Source organism: Anthropogastromicrobium aceti, from assembly GCF_020687335.1.
GTDB lineage: Bacteria > Bacillota > Clostridia > Lachnospirales > Lachnospiraceae > Anthropogastromicrobium > Anthropogastromicrobium aceti.
In genome coordinates, this window is record NZ_JAJEQN010000010.1 from 61678 (window position 1) to 84644 (window position 22967).

Annotated in this window: 19 protein-coding genes; 5 read left to right on the forward strand and 14 right to left on the reverse strand. The window is 42.1% G+C overall.

Annotation, left to right across the window (positions count from 1 at the left end; genetic code table 11):
* Positions 1-92: 92 nt before the first annotated feature.
* From trpC to LKD48_RS05650, 5 genes are all read right to left on the reverse strand, one after another.
* The gene (gene trpC / locus LKD48_RS05630; RefSeq protein ID WP_308731472.1) at positions 93-899 is read right to left on the reverse strand and encodes an indole-3-glycerol phosphate synthase TrpC; all 807 of its coding nucleotides are present in this window, start codon (positions 897-899) and stop codon (positions 93-95) included.
* 91 nt (positions 900-990) lie between these two features.
* The gene (trpD, locus tag LKD48_RS05635) at positions 991-1998 is read right to left on the reverse strand and encodes an anthranilate phosphoribosyltransferase (RefSeq protein WP_308731473.1); all 1008 of its coding nucleotides are present in this window, start codon (positions 1996-1998) and stop codon (positions 991-993) included.
* A 76-nt stretch (positions 1999-2074) separates the two neighbouring features.
* Positions 2075-2647, reverse strand: a complete 573-nt coding sequence (locus LKD48_RS05640; protein WP_308731495.1) for an anthranilate synthase component II — start codon at positions 2645-2647, stop codon at positions 2075-2077.
* Positions 2631-4094, reverse strand: coding sequence for an anthranilate synthase component I family protein (locus LKD48_RS05645; RefSeq protein WP_308731474.1), 1464 nt, complete (start codon positions 4092-4094; stop codon positions 2631-2633). Before LKD48_RS05645 ends, LKD48_RS05640 begins: the two co-directional genes overlap by 17 nt.
* A gap of 530 nt (positions 4095-4624) precedes the next feature.
* Positions 4625-5527: a LysR family transcriptional regulator gene (locus LKD48_RS05650; protein ID WP_308731475.1), complete on the reverse strand. Its 903-nt coding sequence runs from the start codon at positions 5525-5527 to the stop codon at positions 4625-4627.
* Positions 5528-5831: 304 nt separating this feature from the next.
* Here LKD48_RS05650 and LKD48_RS05655 point away from each other — a divergent pair, with 304 nt between their 5' ends.
* From LKD48_RS05655 to ttdB, 3 genes are all read left to right on the forward strand, one after another.
* Entirely contained in the window at positions 5832-7094 is a 1263-nt protein-coding gene (locus tag LKD48_RS05655; protein WP_308731476.1) for an SLC13 family permease, read from the forward strand.
* 92 nt (positions 7095-7186) lie between these two features.
* Positions 7187-8092, forward strand: a complete 906-nt coding sequence (gene ttdA / locus LKD48_RS05660) for a L(+)-tartrate dehydratase subunit alpha (RefSeq protein ID WP_308731477.1) — start codon at positions 7187-7189, stop codon at positions 8090-8092.
* 61 nt (positions 8093-8153) lie between these two features.
* Positions 8154-8786, forward strand: a complete 633-nt coding sequence (ttdB, locus tag LKD48_RS05665; RefSeq protein WP_262539185.1) for a L(+)-tartrate dehydratase subunit beta — start codon at positions 8154-8156, stop codon at positions 8784-8786.
* A gap of 139 nt (positions 8787-8925) precedes the next feature.
* Here ttdB and LKD48_RS05670 read toward each other — a convergent pair whose 3' ends face one another.
* The 4 genes from LKD48_RS05670 to LKD48_RS05685 form a co-directional block, all read right to left on the reverse strand.
* On the reverse strand, positions 8926-9204 hold the full coding sequence (locus LKD48_RS05670) for a hypothetical protein (protein ID WP_262539184.1): 279 nt from the start codon (positions 9202-9204) through the stop codon (positions 8926-8928).
* Positions 9182-10606, reverse strand: a complete 1425-nt coding sequence (locus LKD48_RS05675; protein ID WP_308731478.1) for a GH32 C-terminal domain-containing protein — start codon at positions 10604-10606, stop codon at positions 9182-9184. Before LKD48_RS05675 ends, LKD48_RS05670 begins: the two co-directional genes overlap by 23 nt.
* 25 nt (positions 10607-10631) lie before the next feature.
* Entirely contained in the window at positions 10632-12788 is a 2157-nt protein-coding gene (locus tag LKD48_RS05680; RefSeq protein WP_308731479.1) for an alpha-L-arabinofuranosidase family protein, read from the reverse strand.
* Between the two features lie 155 nt (positions 12789-12943).
* Complete coding sequence (locus tag LKD48_RS05685; RefSeq protein WP_308731480.1) at positions 12944-13741, reverse strand: helix-turn-helix domain-containing protein; 798 nt, start codon at positions 13739-13741, stop codon at positions 12944-12946.
* Positions 13742-13961: 220 nt separating this feature from the next.
* On the opposite strand from LKD48_RS05685, the gene LKD48_RS05690 reads away from it, so the two are divergent.
* Positions 13962-15095, forward strand: coding sequence for a glycoside hydrolase family 27 protein (locus LKD48_RS05690; RefSeq protein WP_262539124.1), 1134 nt, complete (start codon positions 13962-13964; stop codon positions 15093-15095).
* Positions 15096-15169: 74 nt separating this feature from the next.
* Positions 15170-15388: a hypothetical protein gene (locus LKD48_RS05695; protein WP_308731481.1), complete on the forward strand. Its 219-nt coding sequence runs from the start codon at positions 15170-15172 to the stop codon at positions 15386-15388.
* Positions 15389-15433: 45 nt separating this feature from the next.
* Here the strand turns inward: LKD48_RS05695 and mgtE are convergent, their stop codons facing one another.
* From mgtE to LKD48_RS05720, 5 genes are all read right to left on the reverse strand, one after another.
* On the reverse strand, positions 15434-16831 hold the full coding sequence (gene mgtE / locus LKD48_RS05700; protein WP_308731482.1) for a magnesium transporter: 1398 nt from the start codon (positions 16829-16831) through the stop codon (positions 15434-15436).
* Positions 16832-17344: 513 nt separating this feature from the next.
* Entirely contained in the window at positions 17345-18700 is a 1356-nt protein-coding gene (locus tag LKD48_RS05705) for an MATE family efflux transporter (protein ID WP_308731483.1), read from the reverse strand.
* 42 nt (positions 18701-18742) lie between these two features.
* Positions 18743-19624: a fumarylacetoacetate hydrolase family protein gene (locus tag LKD48_RS05710; protein ID WP_308731484.1), complete on the reverse strand. Its 882-nt coding sequence runs from the start codon at positions 19622-19624 to the stop codon at positions 18743-18745.
* Positions 19625-19718: 94 nt separating this feature from the next.
* Positions 19719-21755, reverse strand: coding sequence for a DUF2264 domain-containing protein (locus LKD48_RS05715; protein ID WP_308731485.1), 2037 nt, complete (start codon positions 21753-21755; stop codon positions 19719-19721).
* Positions 21756-21774: 19 nt separating this feature from the next.
* On the reverse strand, positions 21775-22896 hold the full coding sequence (locus LKD48_RS05720) for a glycoside hydrolase family 88 protein (protein WP_066560251.1): 1122 nt from the start codon (positions 22894-22896) through the stop codon (positions 21775-21777).
* Between the last annotated feature and the right edge of the window lie 71 nt (positions 22897-22967).

A 22967-nucleotide genomic window follows, 5' to 3' on the forward strand; every position in this document is an offset into this window, starting at 1 on the left:
AATAGTTATGTTTTTTCTATAGCTATTTATTTGTTGCTGCCTGTTTTGTTTGCTTTTATTTACTTGTTTGTTATTGCTTGTTTTCGGTTTGGTTATGGCCGAAGCAAATCAAGTGCTGTCTTTTTGTCTGGGCTTCGCATTAGAGTCTCCCCGATCAGCACGGCATTTACATGATATGCTGCAAGCTGTCTTGTATCCTCTCTTGTCTTGATGCCGCTCTCAGAGACAAATACTATATCTTTTGGAACAAGTGCCCGAAGCCTCAAGCTATTTCTCACATCTACCGTAAAGTTCTTTAAGTTTCTGTTATTCACGCCTATGATTTTTGCTCCACATTCAAGTGCTGTATGCACTTCCTCTTCATCATGTGCCTCAACGAGTGCATCAAGCTTTAGCTCACTCGCCAAATCTAAAAATTTAGATAATGTTTTCTTATCAAGCAGTGAACAAATCAAAAGTACTGCTGATGCACCTAGAAGCTTTGCCTCGTAAATCTGATACTCATCTATTGTGAAATCCTTTCGAAGCACCGGAATATTTACCGTCTTAGCAATTTCCTTTAAATATTCATCTCTTCCAAGAAAATATTCCGGCTCAGTCAAAACTGAGATAGCTGCGGCTCCTGCCGATTCATATTCCTGTGCAATCGTCAAGTACGGAAAATCTGGTGCTATAAGTCCCTTTGACGGAGATGCCTTCTTTACCTCGCAGATAAATGAAAGCTTATCGCCTGCCAGACTGTCGTAAAAGCTTGGCTTTGCTGATACTTCGCCAGCTGCTTCCTTTTGCAAAAGTGCCTCTGCCTGCGAAATCAAGTTTTTTAGTGGCACCTGCTTTTTCTTTTCTTCTATATAAATGCGACGCTTCGCTGCAATCGTCTCTAATATATTCTCTGCCATGCTGCTTTCACCTCACTGCGATGTTCTGTTTTCTATTTACCATTTCGTATTGCTATGATAGTTATTTTCCTATTTATTATTGTCTTGCTATTTACTGCTTTGTTGCCTTCGCAAAATCCTCTAACTGCTTTGCTGCACGACCACTTTCTAGTGCCTCTCTTGCAATCTTAATGCCATCTTCGATTGTGATGTCTTCCCTTGCTGTGTAAATGGCAGCTCCGGCATTGAGCAGTACTGCATCAGTTTTTGGACCTTTGGCTCCATTTAAAATATCTAGTGCAAACTTTGCATTTTCCTGTGGGTTGCCGCCAATAAGATCTTCCGTTTTACATCTTTTAAATCCAAACTGCTCTGGTGTAATTACGTAACTCTTAAAGCTTCCGTTTCTTACCTCGCACACTGTTGTCGGTGCACTTAGCGAAATCTCATCCATGCCATCCTGACCATAAACAACCATTGCACGCTTAACACCCAGGTTATAAAGGACTCTTGCAAGCGGTTCTACAAGCGCCTCACTATATACGCCAAGCAGCTGCATGGAAGCACCTGCTGGGTTTGCCAGAGGTCCTAACACATTAAATATTGTGCGAATACCGATCTCTCTTCTGACTGAACCTACAAAGCGCATTGCCGGATGATATTTCTGAGCAAATAAGAAGCACATGTTATGTTCCTTTAAAAGTATAGCGCTTTCAGCTGGAGAGAGATTTATGTTTACTCCAAGTGCCTCAAGGCAGTCTGCTGTGCCGCATTTACTTGATGCTGCACGGTTTCCGTGCTTTGCAACCGGTATTTTTGTCGATGATACAATAATTGATGCGATGGTCGAAATGTTGATCGTGTTTGCACCGTCTCCGCCAGTTCCAACAATCTCCAATACATCCATATCGTTCAAAAACTTCTCACAGTGGCTTCTCATGACCTTTGCCGCTGATGTAATTTCATCGATTGTCTCACCTTTCATCGTCATTGCGGTAAGGAAAGATGCCTTCTGTGCATCAGTTGCCTCTCCTGTCATGATTTCTTCCATAACCTGCTCCATCATCTCTGTCGTCAGGTTTTCTTTCTTTATCAGTTTTGCGATTGCTTCTTTTATCATAGCGTTATCTCCCTTGCTGTCTGTTGTTGCTTGCTGCTGTCTGTTGCTATATATATTTATGTTCTTCTATTTTTTTCTATTTTCTTATACTCTCTACTACGTTTCGTAAAATATCAATTCCTTTTGGTGTGAGGATTGATTCTGGATGAAATTGCAATCCATAAACCGGATACTTTTCATGCTCGACTGCCATGATTTCACCATCTGCCATTGCTGTCACAAAAAGCTCAGCCGGCAGCGTATCTGGATCAGCTTCAAGCGAATGATATCTTGCAACTTTAATCTCCGCATCCATTTCTTTAAATAAAACTCCTGATCTGTCTAAACGTGCGATTGAAGTCTTTCCATGCATCAGCTTCTTTGCGTGAATGATTTTGCCGCCATAGGCTTCGCAGATTGCCTGATGGCCAAGGCACACACCTAAAATTGGAATACTCGGACCAAGCGTCTTTACTACTTCCTCACATATACCTGCCTGATCTGGGCGTCCCGGTCCCGGAGAAAGGATTATAAGCTGTGGATTTAATGCTTTTACTTCCTTGACTGTCATCTCATCATTTCGGATGACTTTGATATCTGGCTCAATCGTACCGATTAACTGATATAGATTGTAGGAAAAGCTGTCATAATTATCAATCAATAATATCATCATCGTTCTCCTTTTCCTCATAAGCTGCCATCTGCTGTGCTTTTTTTATGGCTTCTACTACCGCCTTTGCCTTATTTATGCACTCTTGAAATTCTTTTTCTGGAATGCTGTCTGCCACTATTCCTGCCCCTGACCTGACAAATACCTTCCCATTTTTCTTGTACGCCAAACGGATTCCTATACAAGTATCTAAATTTCCAGTAAAATCAAGATAACCAACTGCACCGCCATAAATGCCTCTCTTATTATTTTCCAGTTCATTTATGATTTCCATTGCACGATATTTTGGTGCTCCTGAAAGTGTTCCTGCTGGAAGTACTGCCTCTACAGCATCAAGCGCTGTCTTATCATCTCTAATCTGTCCCCTGACAGTTGAACCGATGTGCATAACATGTGAGTAGCGAAGCACCTGCATATATTCTTCTACTTCAACAGTGCCATACTTGCTGATCTTTCCAATGTCGTTTCGTCCTAAGTCAACAAGCATGTTATGCTCTGCACATTCCTTTTCATCAGCAAGCAAATCTTTTTCAAGTGCCAGATCTTCCTGTCTGTCCTTTCCTCTTGGCCTTGTTCCTGCGAGCGGAAATGTATGAAGCACACCATTTTCTAATTTAACAAGTGTCTCTGGTGAAGCTCCTGCTACCTCCATATCATCGCTGCTAAAATAGAACATATACGGTGATGGATTTGTAGTTCTCATGATACGGTAGGTGTTTAACAGGCTTCCTTCATACTCAGCTTCCAAACGGTTAGAAAGCACGACCTGAAAGATATCTCCCTGATAGATATATTCTTTTGCTTTTTCTACCATCCTGCAATATTCATCTTTCTGAAACAGCGGCTTAAATTCTGTTTTTAAATATCCCGGCTGCTCTTTTTTCATATCTCCGCGAATGATCAGCTTTGCAATTTTCTTTATTGTCTGTACAGCTTTTTCATAATTTTTCTCAAGCTCGTCTGTCTTGACTGTCACCATGATAATGATCTTTTGCTTTACATTGTCAAATGCAATGACCTTATCAAAAAGCATCACATCGACATCCTTAAAGCCTTCCTCATCCTTCGCATCAAGCTTTAGCTTTGGATTACTGTACTTTACGTAATCATAAGAAAAATAACCGACTAATCCTCCTGTAAAGGAAGGAAGTTTTTCCATGCGCGGACTTTTATATTCCTTTAAAACTTCTTCAATTCGTCCTCTTGGATTTTTGCCTCCTGTAAATGCAATCTCTTCTTTCGGGTCAAATCCAAGAAATGTGTATCGTCCCCAAATTTCCTGATTTTCCACACTCTCAAATAAAAAGCAGTGGCTGCTGACATTTTTTAATATACGTAAGACCTCGATTGGTGTTCGCACATCTGAAAACAGTTCTCCTGCAACCGGTACGGCACGATATCCAACTGCTTTTTGTCTTAATTCTTCTAGTGATGTAATAATCTGCATTGTGATCCTCCTTTGCTGTCATGCCGGTATGCGGAGCCTTTTATTTTCTATATACCTACTCCAAGGTCATAAAACTTATCGTGCAAGCACAAACGTTTTTGACTTTGGAAACTTGGTATAACAAAAAAAGTCCCTGACAGACTCATTATTATGAATCTGCCAAGGACGGATAAAATTCTACTTTCCGCGGTGCCACCTTGTTTCCCTTTTCAGGGCTCTTTTTAGGATACCAGCATATCCCTCGCAACTAACGTATGCGCACACGTTATGGAATACTTGGCTTACGCCTTTGACCATACCCTCAGCGGTCCATTTAATAAGCTGCTCTCTGTCTGGTTCTCAGCATCCCAAACTCTCTGTACTGCGCATTTCTTATTTTTATCTCCGCTTCAACGGTTTGAAGTGTTACTTTGTTATTTAATTATAGCGCTACTATACAACGCATTTTCCTATTTGTCAAGTAGACATTTTTTATTTTTCTTTTGATCTTTTTTATGACTACCCGGAAGTTTATGAAGGGTACCTCGACGTTACGAATCTCTCTCGGTAATTAGCGGATGCTTCTTATAATAATTTTTCGTAAAGTTCAAGAGCGTCTGCATATCATTACTAATGTATTTGCCCTTCTTCCACACCACTCCAATCTTGACACGGATCGGCGTTGCAAGCGGAATTCCGACTACGCCTGAGAACTTATCAGTCATACAGGAATAAAAAAAGCAGCCGTACTTCTTTGATTTAATAAATTGCAACGTGGTGTAAATTTGACTGCTTTTCATGATAATGGACGGCGTACAGCCATCGAGTTCAAAGCGAAGCTTCAAAAGCTGGTTCTGCACCGAGTCCGCATTAAAAAAAATCAGCTTTTCCTTTGACATTTCCTGTGTTGTGACAGATTCTTTCTGCGCTAATGGATGATCTTTGCTCACGCAAAATACGATCTGATCATCGGCGAGAATAATGTTATTAAACTTGTCGATGTTGTACTGTTCCATGTTGACAAGTGCAAAATCAAGTGTATCATCCTGCACCAGACTACAGGCGCGGACGGAACCATATTCTTCAAGTACAACTGGAATTTCTGGATGTTCTGCCTGAAATGCCTCTAACAGTTCTGGAAAAAATACAGTGCTTAACATTGGTGGTATGCCGATATGGACTGGCGGACGCACACGCAATGTACTTGAACAGTCTGCCTGCAATTCATCACAGTACTGCAAAATATAGACTGCCTTTTTATAAAGTGCCTCGCCCTCCACAGTAAGCATCAGCTGATTTCCCTTCCTCGAAAATAAATTTATTCCAAACTCGATCTCTAAATCACGGATGGCAACAGATACCGTCGGCTGCGTGACATACAGTTCTTCTGCTGCTTTTGTTATGCTGTGACAGCGGCTTGCCGTGCAAAAATAGCGCAGTTGATTCAGTGTCATGCTCTATCAATCCTTTCTCTTTTTTCCCAAAAAACGATACAAAATACGCATTTGGGCACTCTGCTATAAAGATACCATATCTACTTTGTGATTTCTATAGTTATTTTTGACAGGTCTATTAGTAAAACTATCTAAAAATCAGCCACCCGTTTTGAGGTCATAAAAAAAACGTATGCGGTCATATTTTCTGTCAAGTTGTGTTTTAGGTTGCACCGCCCTATAATGAAATCAGCAAAAGAAATGCGGCGGCCGACACATTTCAGAAGTGAAAAATTTAACAAACAAATGGAAGGGAGATTTCAGAATGTCTCAAACAACCATTGCCCTGCTGTTTCTTGCATTCGCAATTGTGAGCTTCATACTCGAAAAAATCCCGCTCGGTCTTACCGCAACAATCTGTGCGCTTGGTCTGACGCTGACCGGTGTGTTAGATGCATCAACCACCTTTGCACAGTATGTCAACAGCAATGTAATCCTTTGTGTCGGTATGTTCGTAGTGGGGCAGGCATTATTCGAAACAGGCATGGCAAACAAAATCGGAGGTATCGTTACCAAATTTGCCAAGACTGAAAAAACACTTATCATCGCGATAATGGTGATCGTCGGTGTGATGTCAGGTTTATTATCCAACACAGGAACAGCTGCCGTGCTGATTCCTGTCGTATGCGGAATCGCAGATGAGTCCGGCTATTCCAGAAGCCGACTTTTGATGCCACTTGTATTTGCCGCAGCGCTCGGTGGAAACCTTTCCATCATCGGAGCACCTGGTAATCTGATGGGTGTCAATGCATTACAGGAAATGGGGCTTCCAACAAGCTTTTTCATGTATGCTCCAGTCGGTGTCCCGATGCTGATTCTTGGAATCATCTACTTTGCCTGTCTTGGCTATCGTTTTCTTCCAAAGAAGACAGAAACGGTAGGAGCAGTTCAGACTCAAACGGATTTCAGCAATGTTCCAAAGTGGAAGCAAACTGTATCACTTGCTGTACTGGTCGCAGTTATCATCGCTATGATTTTTGAGGACGAAATCGGTGTCAGCATCCAGCTCTCATCATGTATTGGTGCTGTAATCCTAGTTGTAACAAAAGTAATTGATGAAAAGACTGCACTTAAGTCCATTGATTTAGAGGTGGTACTGCTCTTTGGTGGTTCTCTCGCACTGGCAAAAGCACTTGATGTTACAGGTGCCGGTAATTTGATTGCTGACAAAATTGTTGGATTTTTAGGTACAAATCCTGATCCAATGATATTGCTTCTTGTTATTTTTATCGTTACATGTACAATAACAAACTTTATGTCAAATACCGCGACAACTGCTCTTATGGTTCCAATCGCTGTGTCTCTTGCCAACAATGTGGGCGCTGACCCGCGTGCTGTTGTCATCGCTACTGTTATCGCAGGCTCCTGTGCCTACGCAACACCGATCGGTATGCCGGCAAACACCATGGTTATAGGACTTGGCGGCTATCGCTTCAAGGATTATGTAAAATCAGGCCTTCCACTTATTGGATTCTCATTTGTGGTCTGCATGGTTTTACTGCCAATCCTGTTTCCATTCTACCCGTAATTATCTATTAAAATAGATATATAATTTTGTTCCATAGCAATTTAAAACACAGAAAGCACTAATCTTACTAATTTAAATGGAGGTAATCAATTATGACAAACGAAAATGAAGTAAAACAGCTTACAGATATGGTAGCAAGCTTTGTTGATCACATCAGCAAGAAGCTTCCGGATGACGTAGTAGCAAAGCTTGAGGAACTGGGTTCCAAGGAAACTGCTCCTCTGCCAAAAGTTCTCTATGAGACTATGACAAAGAATCAGAAGCTGGCTGTTCAGTTAGATCGTCCAAGCTGTCAGGATACCGGCGTTCTTCAGTTCTGGCTGAAGTGCGGAACCAATTTCCCATACATCAATGAGCTGGAAGTCCTTTTAAAGGAAGCTGTCGTACAGGCTACATTCGCTGCTCCGCTTCGTCACAATTCTGTTGAAACCTTTGACGAGTACAACACAAAGAAAAATGTTGGTAAGGGTACCCCGACTGTATGGTGGGATATCGTTCCAAACAGCGACAAGTGCGAAATCTACGCTTATATGGCAGGCGGCGGCTGCACCCTTCCAGGTAAGGCAATGGTTCTGATGCCAGGTGCAGGTTATGAAGGTATCACTGATTTTGTTCTTGATCAGATGACCAGCTATGGATTAAACGCATGTCCTCCGCTGCTTGTCGGTGTCGGTGTTGGAACTTCCATTGAGACCGCAGCATTAAACTCCAAGAAGGCGCTGATGCGTCCAATCGGCTCCCACAATGACAATGCAAATGCAGCAAAGATGGAGCAACTGTTAGAGGATGGCATCAATAAGATTGGCCTTGGACCGCAGGGTATGGGCGGAAAGTACTCTGTTATGGGTGTAAATATTGAGAATACTGCTCGTCATCCATCTACAATCGGTGTTGCCGTAAATGTTGGATGCTGGTCTCACCGCCGCGGTCATATCGTAGTAAACCCAGACCTGACCGTTACCTGCGATACTCACTCCACATGGAAGTTTAATGCATAAGAAATAGACTGCAAGCAGATTTAGATTCAAACTTAGAATTTTGAAAACGGAGGAAAGAATTATGATAGAAATCAGAGGAGACAAGAAGGTTCTCGTTACACCTGTAAGTGCAGAAGATTTGGCTGATATTAAGATCGGTGACATTGTATGGTTAGACGGCGATCTTATGACCTGCCGTGATGTTGCTCACCGCCGCCTAGTTGAATATGGCAGAGAACTTCCGTATGAGGTTCGCAACAAGGCAATCTTCCACGCTGGCCCGATTGTCCGCAAGAAGGAAGGCACTGAGGATGAGTACGAGATGGTATCCGTTGGCCCGACTACTTCCATGCGTATGGAAAAGTTTGAGTATGAGTTTACTCAGCACACTGGCGTGAGAGTCATCGTTGGAAAGGGCGGCATGGGACCAAATACTGAGCGCGCCTGCAAGGAATTTGGTGCAATCCACTGTGTATTTCCGGCTGGATGTGCTGTTGTTGCTGCAACTGAGGTTGAGCGTATTGCAGAGCATCACTGGGATGAGCTTGGAATGCCTGAGACACTCTGGTGCTGCAAGGTAAAGGAATTTGGTCCTCTTATCGTATCCATCGACGCACAGGGCAGAAACCTCTTTGAGGAGAACAAGATTACCTTCAATGAAAAGAAGGAAGAAGCAAAGCAGGATATCTATCCTAACGTAAAGTTTATTAAATAAGCAAATCGTATAATATATATAATAAATACGATAAAAAGACTTACTTACCGCTATGAAAATCCAATAATTCCTAATTCCCAAAAGAAAGAAAATGCGCTCCGGTATCATCACCGCGAGCGCATTTTCTTTCTAAATATTTTTATGCATGTTTTGCTTTTCGATTTACTGACTTACTGTGATAATTCCGCGCCGGATTAAAGATAAGTGTTGTGTCATTGCTGTCCGCATCCGGCCATACCAGTGCATGATGTGGTTCTCCCTGATAGATTCCCTTTTCTTCGTCGTACAGGGACGGATCAATGATCTGTTCTTTGCCCTCATAGTGAGCAAATGGAACGAAAGAATCTGTCTTTTCTATTTTGTTTTCTGTTTCTTTTGCATCTTTTAAGAATTTATCACTTAAGTGGAAACTTCGCAAAGGACATATCCTTAAATGCAGCTGTTCCATCTTCTGCGGCCAGCACAATACCATCTCCCGGCTGAGTATACATGCGCGCATTCAGCGCAACGCCATTGATATACAATGTCGCAATTGTGTCATCTGCTATGATCTGAATATGATATGTTCCATCCTCGTTTGGATGCACTGGGCGTTCCAAACCAATATTGTTCATCTGTGGCCACGGCCAATTTGGTACCTTCTCAAAGATCACTCTATTTTGTGCACACAGCACGGTAAAGCAATAGCTGACACCCGTTTCCTCGTTATCTCTAAGGCCTACTGAAAATGAGCGCAATCCATCCTTTACAGTCACAGTTGTCTCAAAACGATAGCAGTCTCCTGCATTTGATACAACCTGCTTTGTCACTCGTCCAGACTCTCTTTTTAGTGTTTCGTCAGCAAGCACTGTTTTCTCTTTAAATGCATCCCATACAGTCTGAGGCACTCGACAGCCAAGTGTTCCATCTTCCCTTTGGTAAATCTCATGTGCCACAAAAGTACCTGCCCAGATAAACTGCTCATTGTCGGAATTTTCATCATACGTTAAATGTGCGCTATCTGTCTCATTTGCACGGCTTGGCACCCATCCAAAAATGATTCGCTGTCCATTTAGTTCAAATGTTCTTCCTGCATAATACGCTCTGCCATCAAAACCATCATCCTCTGGCGCAATCCACGGTCCCTTAAGACTCTTTGCCATTCTGTACACCTGCTTTGACGCATGTGAATATTCAGTTGTAATCAAATACCACCACTCTCCAATTTTAAACAAATCTGGCATCTCATGCATTGTAAAAAGATCCGGTGCCCAAAAATCGCCTTCAAATGTCCAATTAGTTAAATCTGTAGATGTAAAATAGACAGTTCTTCCAGTCTGTCTGTGCTTATCCCCGGCAAGACGCGTTCCAAGAATCAGAATATACTGATTTTCCTCGTCATCCCAAAGCACAAATGGGTCACGCCAGTCATCTGGATCATACCCTGGCTGCGGTGTGAAGGTCACTGCATCGTTTGTCTTTTCCCAGTTCTTTAAATCATGACTGATTGCGTGCATCAGCACCTGTGACGGTTTCCCTTGTTTTGGATAGTCACGATTAAAACCGGTATAAAATGCATGATAAACACCATCCCGATCCTCACAAACACTTCCGGCAAATATAAACTGATCCTGTTTTGTATCATCTCCGCGTAAAATTGCTGTGCCACAATCCTCATATGTTACAAAATCTTTTGTTGTAGCCAAATCCCATCCAAATGGCTCTCCAAATGGACACGGCTTTCTTGTATCCCTTTGATGAAACAAATAAAACGTATCCCCCTTGCCAAATGGCATGCAGTCTCCAAACCAATATCCTTTCGGCTGATAATATAATCTCATAGCTAAACTCCTCTCTTTCTTTTTGTCATACACGAAACTTAACACACGCAACGCTGCATGGCGGAAGCACAACCTCAAATATGCCATCTGTCTCTGAAACAGAAAGTATTTTTTCTTCAAATCTCGAATGTGGAAGAAGCGAATCTGTACTCAATAGTTTTGCATCAAGTAGATCTCCCCTTATTTGAATCTTAAATACACGCGGTTCTTCCTGTCCAGTATGAATCATCGATATTGTCAATATATTATCTTTTATTGTTGCAGCCACACTGTTATTTTTCAAAGATGGGCATAAGCTGCCTCCACAATGCGCTTTCAACATGGAAAATACCTGTCCTGTTGCTGTCAGTCGACAATGATTACCTTTTATTTCGATAGCTCCCTCACTAATCGGCTGAAAATAGCAGCATACTGGCATATCCATTGCGTTTGATTCATTAAGAAACAACTGAAGCATTCCCGCTGCATACAACCCTTCTGCTGCGGATGATGGACGATACCATGCGTACCAGCAATTCCATTCATCAAATGAAATATGTATATTATTGCCCAGACATGTTCTCATTTCCTTTATAAGACGATATGCCTCTTTTGGTGCATCCATGATTGCCTGGCAGGTATTTTTCGCAGCCTCATCCGATGAATAATCTAGTGGCACGTAGGTATAGTGATGAAGGGATGCATATTTAACATTCTCTGCAAGCTCCTTTGCTGACTTCGTTCCCCATTCTTCACTTGGATATGGGCCAGATGAAAACAACTGTAAATCTGGCGAAACATCTAGCATCGCTCTCATCTGCCTGCGAGCAAGCATTACATATTGCCCTGGTGTCATTGGCCCCTCCATGTGGCCATATCCCATCTCATTTCCGAGAGACCAATACCGAACCTGATAGGCATCCTTATGTCCACGCTGTGCGCGAAGCTGCCCGTAACGTGTATCATCCGCCCCATTGCAATACTCCACCCATGCTGCATTTTCTTCTGGAGATGCATTTGCCAAATTGATTGTCAGAAATGGCTCTGCACCGATCTCACGGCATAGCGCAATAAATTCATCAATTCCAACTTCGTTGTAATCATATCCATTTGTATAGGGCTGTGTCTCATTTTCCATGTAGGCCTCTAATGGTGCACGCTCATCAGCATCAAGCAGTCCATCCTGCCAGCGGTACTCTCCTGCGAAATTGCCTCCAGGCCAACGAAGCATACTGACGCCAATCTCTTTCATACATTCGATCACATCACGCCTCATTCCATGAAAATGATCAAATGGCAGCATAGAGAGTACACCAAATGTAACCCTTGCACGTTTTGAAAATGTAATACTTAGAGAATACATTCCTGCCTTCGGAATGTGCATTGAAAAGTTCTCTTTTTGCCAATCACCCGGATGAAGGGTAAAGCTATATGTCGATCCATTTGTATCTTCTATGCCGTTTTCCATCAATGCTACACGAATTTCCACTAATTCACTTGTTTTTGCAATGATGCGCAATTTATATTCGCACGCTCTCAAGTCGAGTTTTTCCTGTCTAATTCCGCAAATATGATTTTCCTTTAACAGCTGTACATCAAGCGCCTGACACTCATTTCTGCGATTCATTTTGCCCGTACCCATCATTTCTTTTCCTATCTCCTTATGATGCGTATAAGCAACCGATGTCTGTGGGCCATTATCAGAATCAAGCACATACAGCGTATGCTCAGCTCCTATCGGAATCCACTCTGCCGCACAGCCATCACTTCCTGATGGTTTTCCTGCAAATTTGCGATTTCGAAGAACCTGCGCACTCAGTCCACCATATATACAAGCACGTGTATGCTCAAGATTATGCCCAAAAATATATGTAGAGGTTGGCATCTGCCTGTGTATCTGAGGACGTATAAAAACATGATCATTTGACGTTTCTGTATTAATGTTTTTGTTCTCATCCATCTGCCGAATCAAAAGACTGCTGATAAACTGCTTTCCGAGCCCCTCCTCAACACCATCCAAAAGCTCCTGAAGAGAAAGATCAAGTACACGGCATAACGGCACCAGCTGAATAATGTCTGGCATTCCGCCACCAGTCTCCCACCGTGAGACAGCCTTGTTGGTGACATTAAGCTGTTTTGCAAGTTCACGTTGTGTTAATCCAGCTTTTTTTCTTGCCCTAATAATTTGTTCTGCCATTGTCATTTGAGGATCACCTCCATCTTTTTGCTTCAACTATAGCAAAGACTTTCTCTCATGACAATCCATGAATCGTAGATTTTTTATTTATAAGCATTCAGCTATATATTTACAAAAATACACTTCTTCCACTTTCTAATTATTACAGGCAAAATATTGGTTTATCCATGATCTGTAACCACCATATTTTCTCCCAGCGTATTCTCACGCCACTTGGATGGTGCATATCCTGTACACTTGCGAAACTGTCTTGAGAAATGCACTGGACTGTTATAACCACATCTGTCTGCAATCTCTTCCATCGTCAGGTTTGTCTGTGCCAGCATTCGTTTGGCCTGATCGATGCGGCTCTGAATAATATCAGCCCCACATGATACCTGAAACGCCTTTTTATAAAGATCCTGGAAATAAGCAGGGCTTAAGCTAACCTGATCTGCCAGCTCCTGTATTGACCATGGACGTGCCGGATTTGCATAGATTTCCTCTCGAAGCTCCAAAAGCTTTTGATAGTGTGCAATCTGCGGAAGCGATGAATTTAAGTAATTATCGATCAATGTAAAGAAGGCCATCATAAGCTGTGACAGAACATTGTCACGCTGTGCCATTCCTGAATGAAATGCATTCATCATCAGCTGCATATATTGAGACACTGGAATATTTTCCTGGAGGCTTACTGGTTTATTTATCGGAATCCGAAAATTTGCAAGCTGATTGTCTGGATCATAAAAATTGATCCAGTCATCGCAGTAGCCCTCCCAAACTCCTGTATAAGATGCACGCTTATCTGGACTGATCAAAAGAAGTGTTCCCTTTTTTACCGGAATCTCCTCATCATCAATCTGAAACTGAGCTGTTGTTCTTGTATAGATTAAAATATAGTGCTGTCTTTTTTCATAATGATAAACAATTTCGTCTTTTCTGTGGCGGCTGTCTATCCCTACTGCATACGTATAAAACATACTTTTTGCCTCCTGTTTTGTTCCAAGCTCTACTATACCTGAATATTTCATTTTGTACAATGGATACTTTTATATATTTGTCCAGAAAATTAGATTTTCTCCATTTTTATGTAATCCGATGATATGTTAAGGAAACAATATGATATGTTATTCCTTTTTTCTTACTTTGCCTTTATTATAAAGGCAATCCAAATATAAATTTTAAAAAGGAGAAACAATTATGATCGCAAAAAAACCGCCTATGGGCTGGAACTCATGGAACACTTTCGGAGACAAAATCAACGAGCAGCTGATTAAGGAAATGGCTGACCGTATTGTAGAGGATGGCTATCGTGATCTTGGCTACGAATATATTATTATTGATGACTGCTGGTCTCTTCGTGAGCGTGTTGACGGAAAGCTCGTTGCTGACCCGGCACTGTTTCCAAATGGTATGAAGGCACTTGCCGACTATATTCACTCAAAGGGCTTAAAGTTTGGTATGTACTCCTGCGCTGGAACAAAGACTTGTGCAGGCTATCCAAGCAGCTATGGTCATGAATTTTCTGATGCAAAGCAGTTTGCTGAGTGGGATGTTGATTATCTGAAATATGATTTCTGCAATTTTCCTGTCAGCGGTGATGCAAAGAATGCCTACCTGACCATGGCAATGGCACTTCGCAGCACTGGACGCGATATCTTATTTGCAGCCTGCAACTGGGGTATGTATGACCCATCTGGCTGGATGCGCTCTCATGGTGCTCACAGCTACCGCTCTACTGGAGATATCTTTGATGGTCCAAAGAGCTACAAGGATCTTTTCATCAGTCAGGTAGAAAATGTGGAAAACAATGCACCTGGCTGCTGGAATGATATGGACATGCTGATCGTTGGTATGCACGGAAATGGAAATGTAGGAATTGGCGGCTGCAGCGACCTTCAGTATCTGCAGCACTTCGCAATGTGGGCATTTTTAGGCTCTCCGCTTATCATCGGTGCTGATCTTAGAAAGCTTGACGAGGCAAATAAGAAAATCCTCTTCTGTAAGGGACTGATTGAGATCAATCAAGATGAAGAATGCCGCCCACCATTTTTAGTAGATCATGATGACACAAGAAAGTACACCTTCGCAAAGCTTCTGTCTGGAAACCGTATTGCGATTGCATTCTTTAATCTTGCTGCTGAGGATCAGTGGACCCAGAATGTAGGTATCTGTTTCGATGATCTTGGTATTCACTCAGAGTCTGGCATTCGCCTTCAGCTGACAGATGCGATCACTGGTGAGGATCTTGGCATCTATGAAGACAGCTATGCTACAAAAATCGCTCCTGATGAATCAAAGGTAATCATTGCACAGCTTATTTTCCCTGAATAATAAAAAAACAAATACCCCCTGCCAGCACGATACTGGCAGAGGGTAACCCATTTAATATATTTTGAGGCAAACTTATGGATACTACTCATTCAACTGCTGCCTGCAACAAATGCAAGCAGTGCGGCCGCATCCTTACAAAGGATGAGATTGGCCTCCACAAAAAACTTTATAATCGCGGCGCTACCTCATATTTTTGCATTGACTGCAGCAGCCAATATCTTGAGGTTCCCGTTCCACTTCTTCAAAAGAAAATTGAAGAATTTAAGGCTATGGGATGCACGCTGTTTCTTTGAGCCACCGGGACAGGTACGGTGGCTCTATATCTGTCCCTAGTGGCTCTACCCCGCAATATGAAACATGTCAATTAAAATGATAAGTGACAATCCATAATACGTTATAACTGCAACAAGGTCATTGACAGTGGTGATAAGTGGTCCTGACGCAACGGCCGGATCGACGTGAATTTTATGAAAGAACATCGGAATAACTGTTCCTACGATACTGGAAATTACCATGGCTGTAATGAGCGCACCGCCAACGCAGGCCGCTATCAAAAATGCATGTCCCCAATCATACCCCTTAAAGAAATGAATGTATATGCCAAGTACAGCAAGTGTCATCACACCAAGCACAAAACCATTTGCAAGACCAATTCTTGCTTCCTTTAAGATTAGACCAAGCTTTTGCTTTGCCTTTAAATTCTCATCCATAAGTACACGGATAGTAACAGCAAGTGACTGTGTTCCGACGTTACCTGCCATATCAAGTACCATTGACTGGAAACAAATGACAACTGGCAAAACTGCTACAACTGCTTCGAACATGCCGACTACAGAAGAAACTAGCATTCCCAAAAATAATAATGCAACAAGCCATGGAAGTCTTTTTTTCATACTCTCAACTGTTGTTTCGTTTAAATCTTCCTCTGCAGTCAAACCACCGAGCTTTGCATAATCATCGCCCATTGCATCATCGACCATCTCTACTACGTCAGAAGATGTGATGATACCGGCGATTTTTCCTTCCTGTGTCAAAACAGGCAGGGAATCTTCTGCATATTCCTTAATACGATCGACACAGTCATCTGTCTTTTCGTTATCTAGCAAATACGGATAGGAACGACTGATAATGCTTTCAAGCGTATCCGTATCTCTTGCAACAATCAAATCCTTAAGGTCAATTGCACCATAATATTTATCCTGTTCATCCACAACATAAATGGTAGAAATATTATCGTTTTCGCCAGCCTGACGAATCAGCTCTCTCATTGCCTGACGAATAGTTAAGTCATTGTGAATACAGATATAATTTGTGGTCATGCAGCTTCCGATCTCATCATCGTCATATGACCACAGCAGCTTGACATCCTCTGATGTCTCATGATCCAAACGTTTAACGATCTCAGCCTTTCTCGACTCGTCCATATCCTCGAGAACGTCAACGGCATCATCAGAGTCCATGTGAGATACGACATTTGCAGCCTTCTCTAGTGAAAGCTCTTCCATGTACGGACCTGCATCATCAAGATATGCAAAAATCTCAGCAGTACGGTCTACACCAAGGATGCGATACAAACGCAGTCTCTCCTGAGGCGCCAACTTTTCCAAAATCTCAGCAATATCATTGTCATGATAATCTGACAGGCGATCTTCCAGCTCTTTCTCACTTAATGAACTGGAGATGAGCGCTTCCAGCTCTTCAAGATGCTGGCTTTTGCTGTCATTAAATGTTTTCATTGTTTTGCCTCCTTATTTATCCAATTAATTTATTGTGATAAAAAAGGACAAAGTGTCTGCAGTGCAAACAGCAATACAAAACGATCAGTTTTTGGATAATTGCAGAATACTGCGGCTTTTCGCTGTATCGCAATCATTCACACTACAGTTTCTACTTCGCCCTATACTATCGCAACCATCCATAAAACTTCACCTCCGTTATTTCTAATTTACAAGCAAAATTAGTTTGCTTTCACAACTCCTTATTATAATCTCTCACTTTCTGTTTTTCAACCCGTGAATTGCAAAAATAATGTAAAGTCCGCGTCAAATGTTTACAGTTCATGGATAATCCAATATTGCGGCAAAGCCCGAAGGTGAATGGATTTCACGAGCCGGACACTTGGAGCAGGTCTTTCAAAGTAATGTATGATAATAAAGAACATAAAAGGAACCTGCGGAGTTTGGTCCGGCGACGAAACCATTACACCGAAGGGCTTTCGTTGCATGACGCATGAACTGTAACTTCAAATATTATTGTATCTCTCTGTGGACTTTTCTTCTGACGATTATAAAGCAGCATACCTGCATTGCTATTGTGAGTCCCCATGATATCGGATATGAGATAAACAATACGTCAAGTGCGCGGTTTCTTGGAAAGATAACATAAATCCAAAAGATTCTAGTGCCGACTGTTCCTATGATAGATAGAATCATTGGCACGCCCGAGCGCCCCATTCCACGCATTGCGCCTGGAAAAAGATCCATTATTCCGCATAAAAAATATGTCAGCGTTGTAAATGAAAGGATTTCCATTCCACTTTTAATTACATCCGGCTCTTTATTGTAGACACTTAATATCTGCGGTCCAAAAACATAAAATGCACCGCCCATGACTGTTGCTATGAGAATTGACAAAATGATGCAGTCAACTAGGACACGGTCCATTCGCTTTGTCTTTTTAACTCCATAATTCTGGCTGGTAAAGCTCATGCACGCCTGTGTAACAGCATTGATTGAGGTATATAAAAATCCAAGCAAATTGTTGGCTGCCGTATAGCCTGCCATCGCAATTGAGCCAAATGAGTTGACGGATGACTGCAGCAGTACATTAGAGAAATTAATTACAGTACTCTGTATTCCTGCTGGCACTCCAACTTGAAAAATCTGCCGTAAATATTTTCCATTTATTGACAGCTTTGAAAAATGAAGCTGATAGCACGCATCTGTTTTGCAAAGGCAGCGAAGTACAAGAACGCAGGAAATCATCTGGGAAATCACTGTTGCAATTGCAACTCCCTCTACGTCAAGATGAAATAAAATAACTAATACCATATTTAAAATGGCATTGACTGCACCTGATATCACTAAAAAGACTAGTGGACGTCTTGTATCTCCGACGGCTCGAAGCACAGCTGCACCGTAATTATAAAGCATAAAAAATGGCACACCGACAAAATAAATTTTCAAATAAAGTGCAGCCATATCAATGACCTCATCAGGTGTTTCCATCAGTTCAAGTGCAAAACGCGAAAATAAAAGTCCTACAATCATCATCACAACACCGCTTATTGCAGCAAAAAGAATTGAAGTATGGACTGTATCAGACATTTCCTTTATCTTGCCGGAAGCAAAAAAACGTGCAGCCAGCACATTAGTTCCAAGTGAAATACCGATAAAAAAGTTAGTAAACAAATTTATCAGCGCACTCGTTGAGCCGACTGCTGCTAACGGTCGGCTGCCGCTGAATTGTCCCACCACGATAATATCCACAGCATTAAACATCAGCTGTAAAATGCCTGACAGCATAAGTGGCAGCGAAAATGTAATGAGTTTGTCCATGATCGTGCCATTTGTCATATCTATTTCATATTTTTTGTTGTTTTTCATAAGATCTTCTTTCTAATTATGTCTTCTTTTTCTGTCAATAATTCATTCTCCAATTGTATTTTCAAGACGTCCGATCTTGTCTATCTCGCAGATCACTTTATCTCCTGTCTTTAAAAATTTCGGTGGATTAAAGCCCATTCCCACACCAGCAGGTGTTCCTGTCGCAATCAATGTTCCTGCAAGAAGCGTCATTCCCTCGCTCAATTCTTCAACTGCACCACCGATTGTCTGAATCATGAATCCTGTGTTACTGTTTTGGCGAAGCTCACCGTTTACATAGCTTCTGATTCCAAGATCTGCAACATTGCCGATCTCATCCTTTGTCACGATACATGGGCCAATAGAAGTCAGCTTGTCAAGGCTCTTTCCAAGATACCACTGCTTATGACGTGTCTGCAAATTGCGCGCACTGAAATCATTAATGATCGTATAGCCAAAGATGAATTTCTCTGCATCCTCTGCCTTTACGCCCTTTGCATCCCTGCCAAGCACAACGCCAAGCTCTGCCTCATAGTCCAAACTGTCCACTAAGCCTTTATAGCTTGGAATCGTCTCCTTATCTCCAGCAGCCTCACTTACACGCTTTGAAAAATAAATAGTGTATGGCTTGTCCTTTGTGAATGCTTCTTTAGAAAATGCACTTGCTTCCTTTGCATGCTCAGAATAATTGATTCCAAGACACACCACATCTTGTCTTGGGCGCACAATCGGTGGTAAAATCTGAATTTCATCTAACGCATAGGCACGCTTACCCTCTCTCTCATTTAAAAGCCTAGCCTTCTGCTCATCAGTAATCGTGCATACAAGCTCAGTCATATCGGCAAATTTCATGCCGTAATCTTCTATTTTATATAAAAAAGGATCTTTCTCAAAGCCTACAAAAAGCTGCTGTTTTCCTTCTAATTTTCCTGTATAAAAACGCATTTTTATGCCTTCTTTCTGTTACACTTATCTCTTTTCGAGAGCCAGTCGGTATACCTCGTGGCTCTCGTTACATAAACAGCGTCAAGCTCCCAGCTTATCTAATCAGCTGTCCCTCAATACCTTCAAAATCAATAGTGCGTGTTGTTCCATCCTTTAGTGTAATGGTTACAGGGCCGTAGCCTCCGCACTTCTTCGTATCTGTATAATGTACTTTTTCAATTGGGAAAATCTCATCATCTGTGAAATCCTCAAGACTTTCCTTTGTGATAATCTGTGAAATAAGTACATACGGCTGATAGCCATATTTCTTTTCTCTTGCAGTCTTTGAGTAAATCACGATAGAGTTTTCTGAATCTGGATTTGTTCCTGTGCTCTTAACAATCTCTAGCTCATCCCATCCATCATAAATCGTCATTGCCATCTGCTTTTCTCTTCCGGTATGATCATGCCCCTTTAAGATGATTGCCTTTGCACCATCTGCAGTCTTTTCGATGATCTGTGTTCCATTGTCTGGGAAACCATAGGAGCCAAGTGTCAGGCGAATCGGACAGCTAAACAGACGAAGCTTATCTGCACGTATAACACCATAAGGCACTGTAAAATCTGCCAGATTCATTGCCTGAATCCAATGACACTCATGTTCTAAATCATAGTTAAAGAACTGACGGCGATATAACACATCATTTTTAAGACCATGCCAATATGTTACATTGCCCTTTTTAATTTCATCTGAAACACCATCATAAAGAACATACTGCTGTGCTTCGATATCTGGTGCAACAGCTGCCTCCCACGGATATTTGGTGTTAAAGCAAAGCTTTGAATAATTCCACATGCCATGCTCATCTTTTTTATTCTTTACAACTTTTCCAGTACGAAGAATAGTCTCACCATTTGCCTGATGATTTGAGAAGCAAAGTGCCGGTCCATTTAATGATGTAACCTTGGTGTCCTTGCTTCCAAGTGTCTCCCAAGTACCATTATTTTCTATTGCTGTCCAGAATGGATGATCTGCCGGCAGATGCAGACAAAGAAATGCCTTGCCAAGCCAGAATGGAGATTCTGCACATGAGTAGCCCTGAACAAGAGGTGTAAACTGACCATAAAATCCAAGTGTTGGAACACCCTTAAATAAGAAGTCATCTCTTGTCATAAACTGAAGCAAAGAGCCAGAAGAAATACGTCTTGCCAGACCTGGATCGGCTGTGCTGTTATGAAGCATTAAGTTGCCGTCAAAAGCGCTTGTTGCTGCGTTACGGTAAATATTGCTTCTGCCCCACATATTGGTGAATCCGTCACGGTCAAAGAAATCGGCATATGTTTCCATCAATTTATTGGAGTGCTCCTCAAACTTTGCTGCGATATACGGCTGCTTCTCATAGCCATACCACAAATTCCATATTGGTGCATACACATTAAATGCCCAGCAGGAATAGTAGTCAAATGAATGACCATCTCTGTACCAGCCATCGCCTGCATAGTAGGCAAGAATGCTCTGTGCATGATCAAGCATGATCTCTTCATCAATCTCGTAGCCTTCCATGTCAAGGAAAGCCATATCGAGCATATTAAACAGACGCCAGTTCTGCGGAACTGTATTTCCATCTGCATAACCTCTTAAAAATTCAGCGATTACATCCTTTTCTTCCTTTGTGTATGTATCCCAGATCTCCTCCTTGCAAACCCACAGACAAATGACAAGTGCACATGTCTCTACTGTCTGCTGAAAAGCTCTGTTGTAATCGCCAGCCATCTCCTGAAGCTCCTCATAGCGACCTACTGAGACTGGATCGCCCTTTGTACATGCACGAAGTACATGTGACTTGTAATAATCGCGAATGGAATAACCGCACAGATTCAGGTCTGGATTGTCGTGAATCAGCGGTGCTGCGATAAAGAAGGAACGTGCAAGTCCCTCAAAATACTCTGCCTTAAACTCCCATACAGCGTCAGCGCTGTGTGGGTAAGTTACCTTTGTCTCTTTTCGAGGCATAACAACTGGATCCTCAAAGTGAGCAATGTTTTGAAATACGCCCTCTAATAGATACGTTCCTGCCTCAATCCAAGACTGACGTGTCAGTCCCGTATATGGGCTTACTGTGTAATCCAATGTTTTTGGTACAAATGCCATGATTATTTTCCTCCCATTTTTACCAGATGAACAATTCTTCTCCTGTCAGCTTCCAAATTGCTTCTATATAATAATAATCACCGTATACAATCGGGAAGTTATGTTTCTCATCACCGTAAGCTGCAGTGCAGCGCTCTAGCAAATAGTCTGTCTTTATATCATAGCTGCAGCTCTTTTCGTCAAGCGCCTTTAACATGCGAACTGCTGCATCCAGATAAGTTTTCTTTTTCCACTCTTTTGCCACCTTAGACAGCTCAATCAGACCACACGCTGCCACGCTTGCTGCGATATCATCCTCCCAGCTGCAGTCAGACGGCTGACGAAAATCAACCGGAATCAAGCCGCTCTCTGGAATACAGGAAATAAAGTAATCTGCTACCTTCTCTGCAGTATCCAGATAGCGCTCCTTCTTTGTATGAAGAAAACTTAAAGTAAAGCCATACAACGCCCAGCTCTGACCTCTTGTCCAGGAAGAACCCTTCGCATAGCCCTGACCACCGTAGGAACGGTTAATGTCACCTGTTACCGGGTCAAACTCAACAATATGTCTCGCAGAGCCATCCTCGCGGATAAATGCCTTAATTGCAGTATCTGCATGCTTTGTTGCGATGTGGTAATATCTCGGATCTCCTGTCTGATCATACGCCCAATATAAAAGTGGAAGATTCATTGTACAGTCAATTATTGCCCATCCATTTCTTCTCGGATCAACATTTCCATTCCATGCAACAATAAAGTTTCCTGCTGGATTAAAGCGTCCTGCCAGGTTAGACGCAGCCATCAGAGCTCTGTTTTCGGACTTTTTGTCACCAGTCAGACGATACTTGGCAACAGACGTCGGCAACCAGCGAAATCCGCTGTCATGATCCATAACCCAGTAATTATTCAGCGCCGCATCCAGCTTTTCCTCAGTCTCCTCTGCATTTTCACGGTAAATTTCCTCTCCAGTTGCCTTGTAGAGCTGCCACATCATACCGCCCCAGAAGCCATTTGTCCACCAGCCGATTTTTTCACCAGAGCAATCATTCCACGCACCATTTTCTGCCGTGTATGGAATTTTTCCACGGTTTCGTTTTGCAACCTCAAGCTCCTTTATCTTGATTTTCTGCGCAACCTCCTGCGCCCATTTCTGATAATCCATTTTCACATCCACCTTTCTGTTTTTGCTTAGATCATTGTAGCATAGAAATGCAAAAAATACCATTGCAAAAA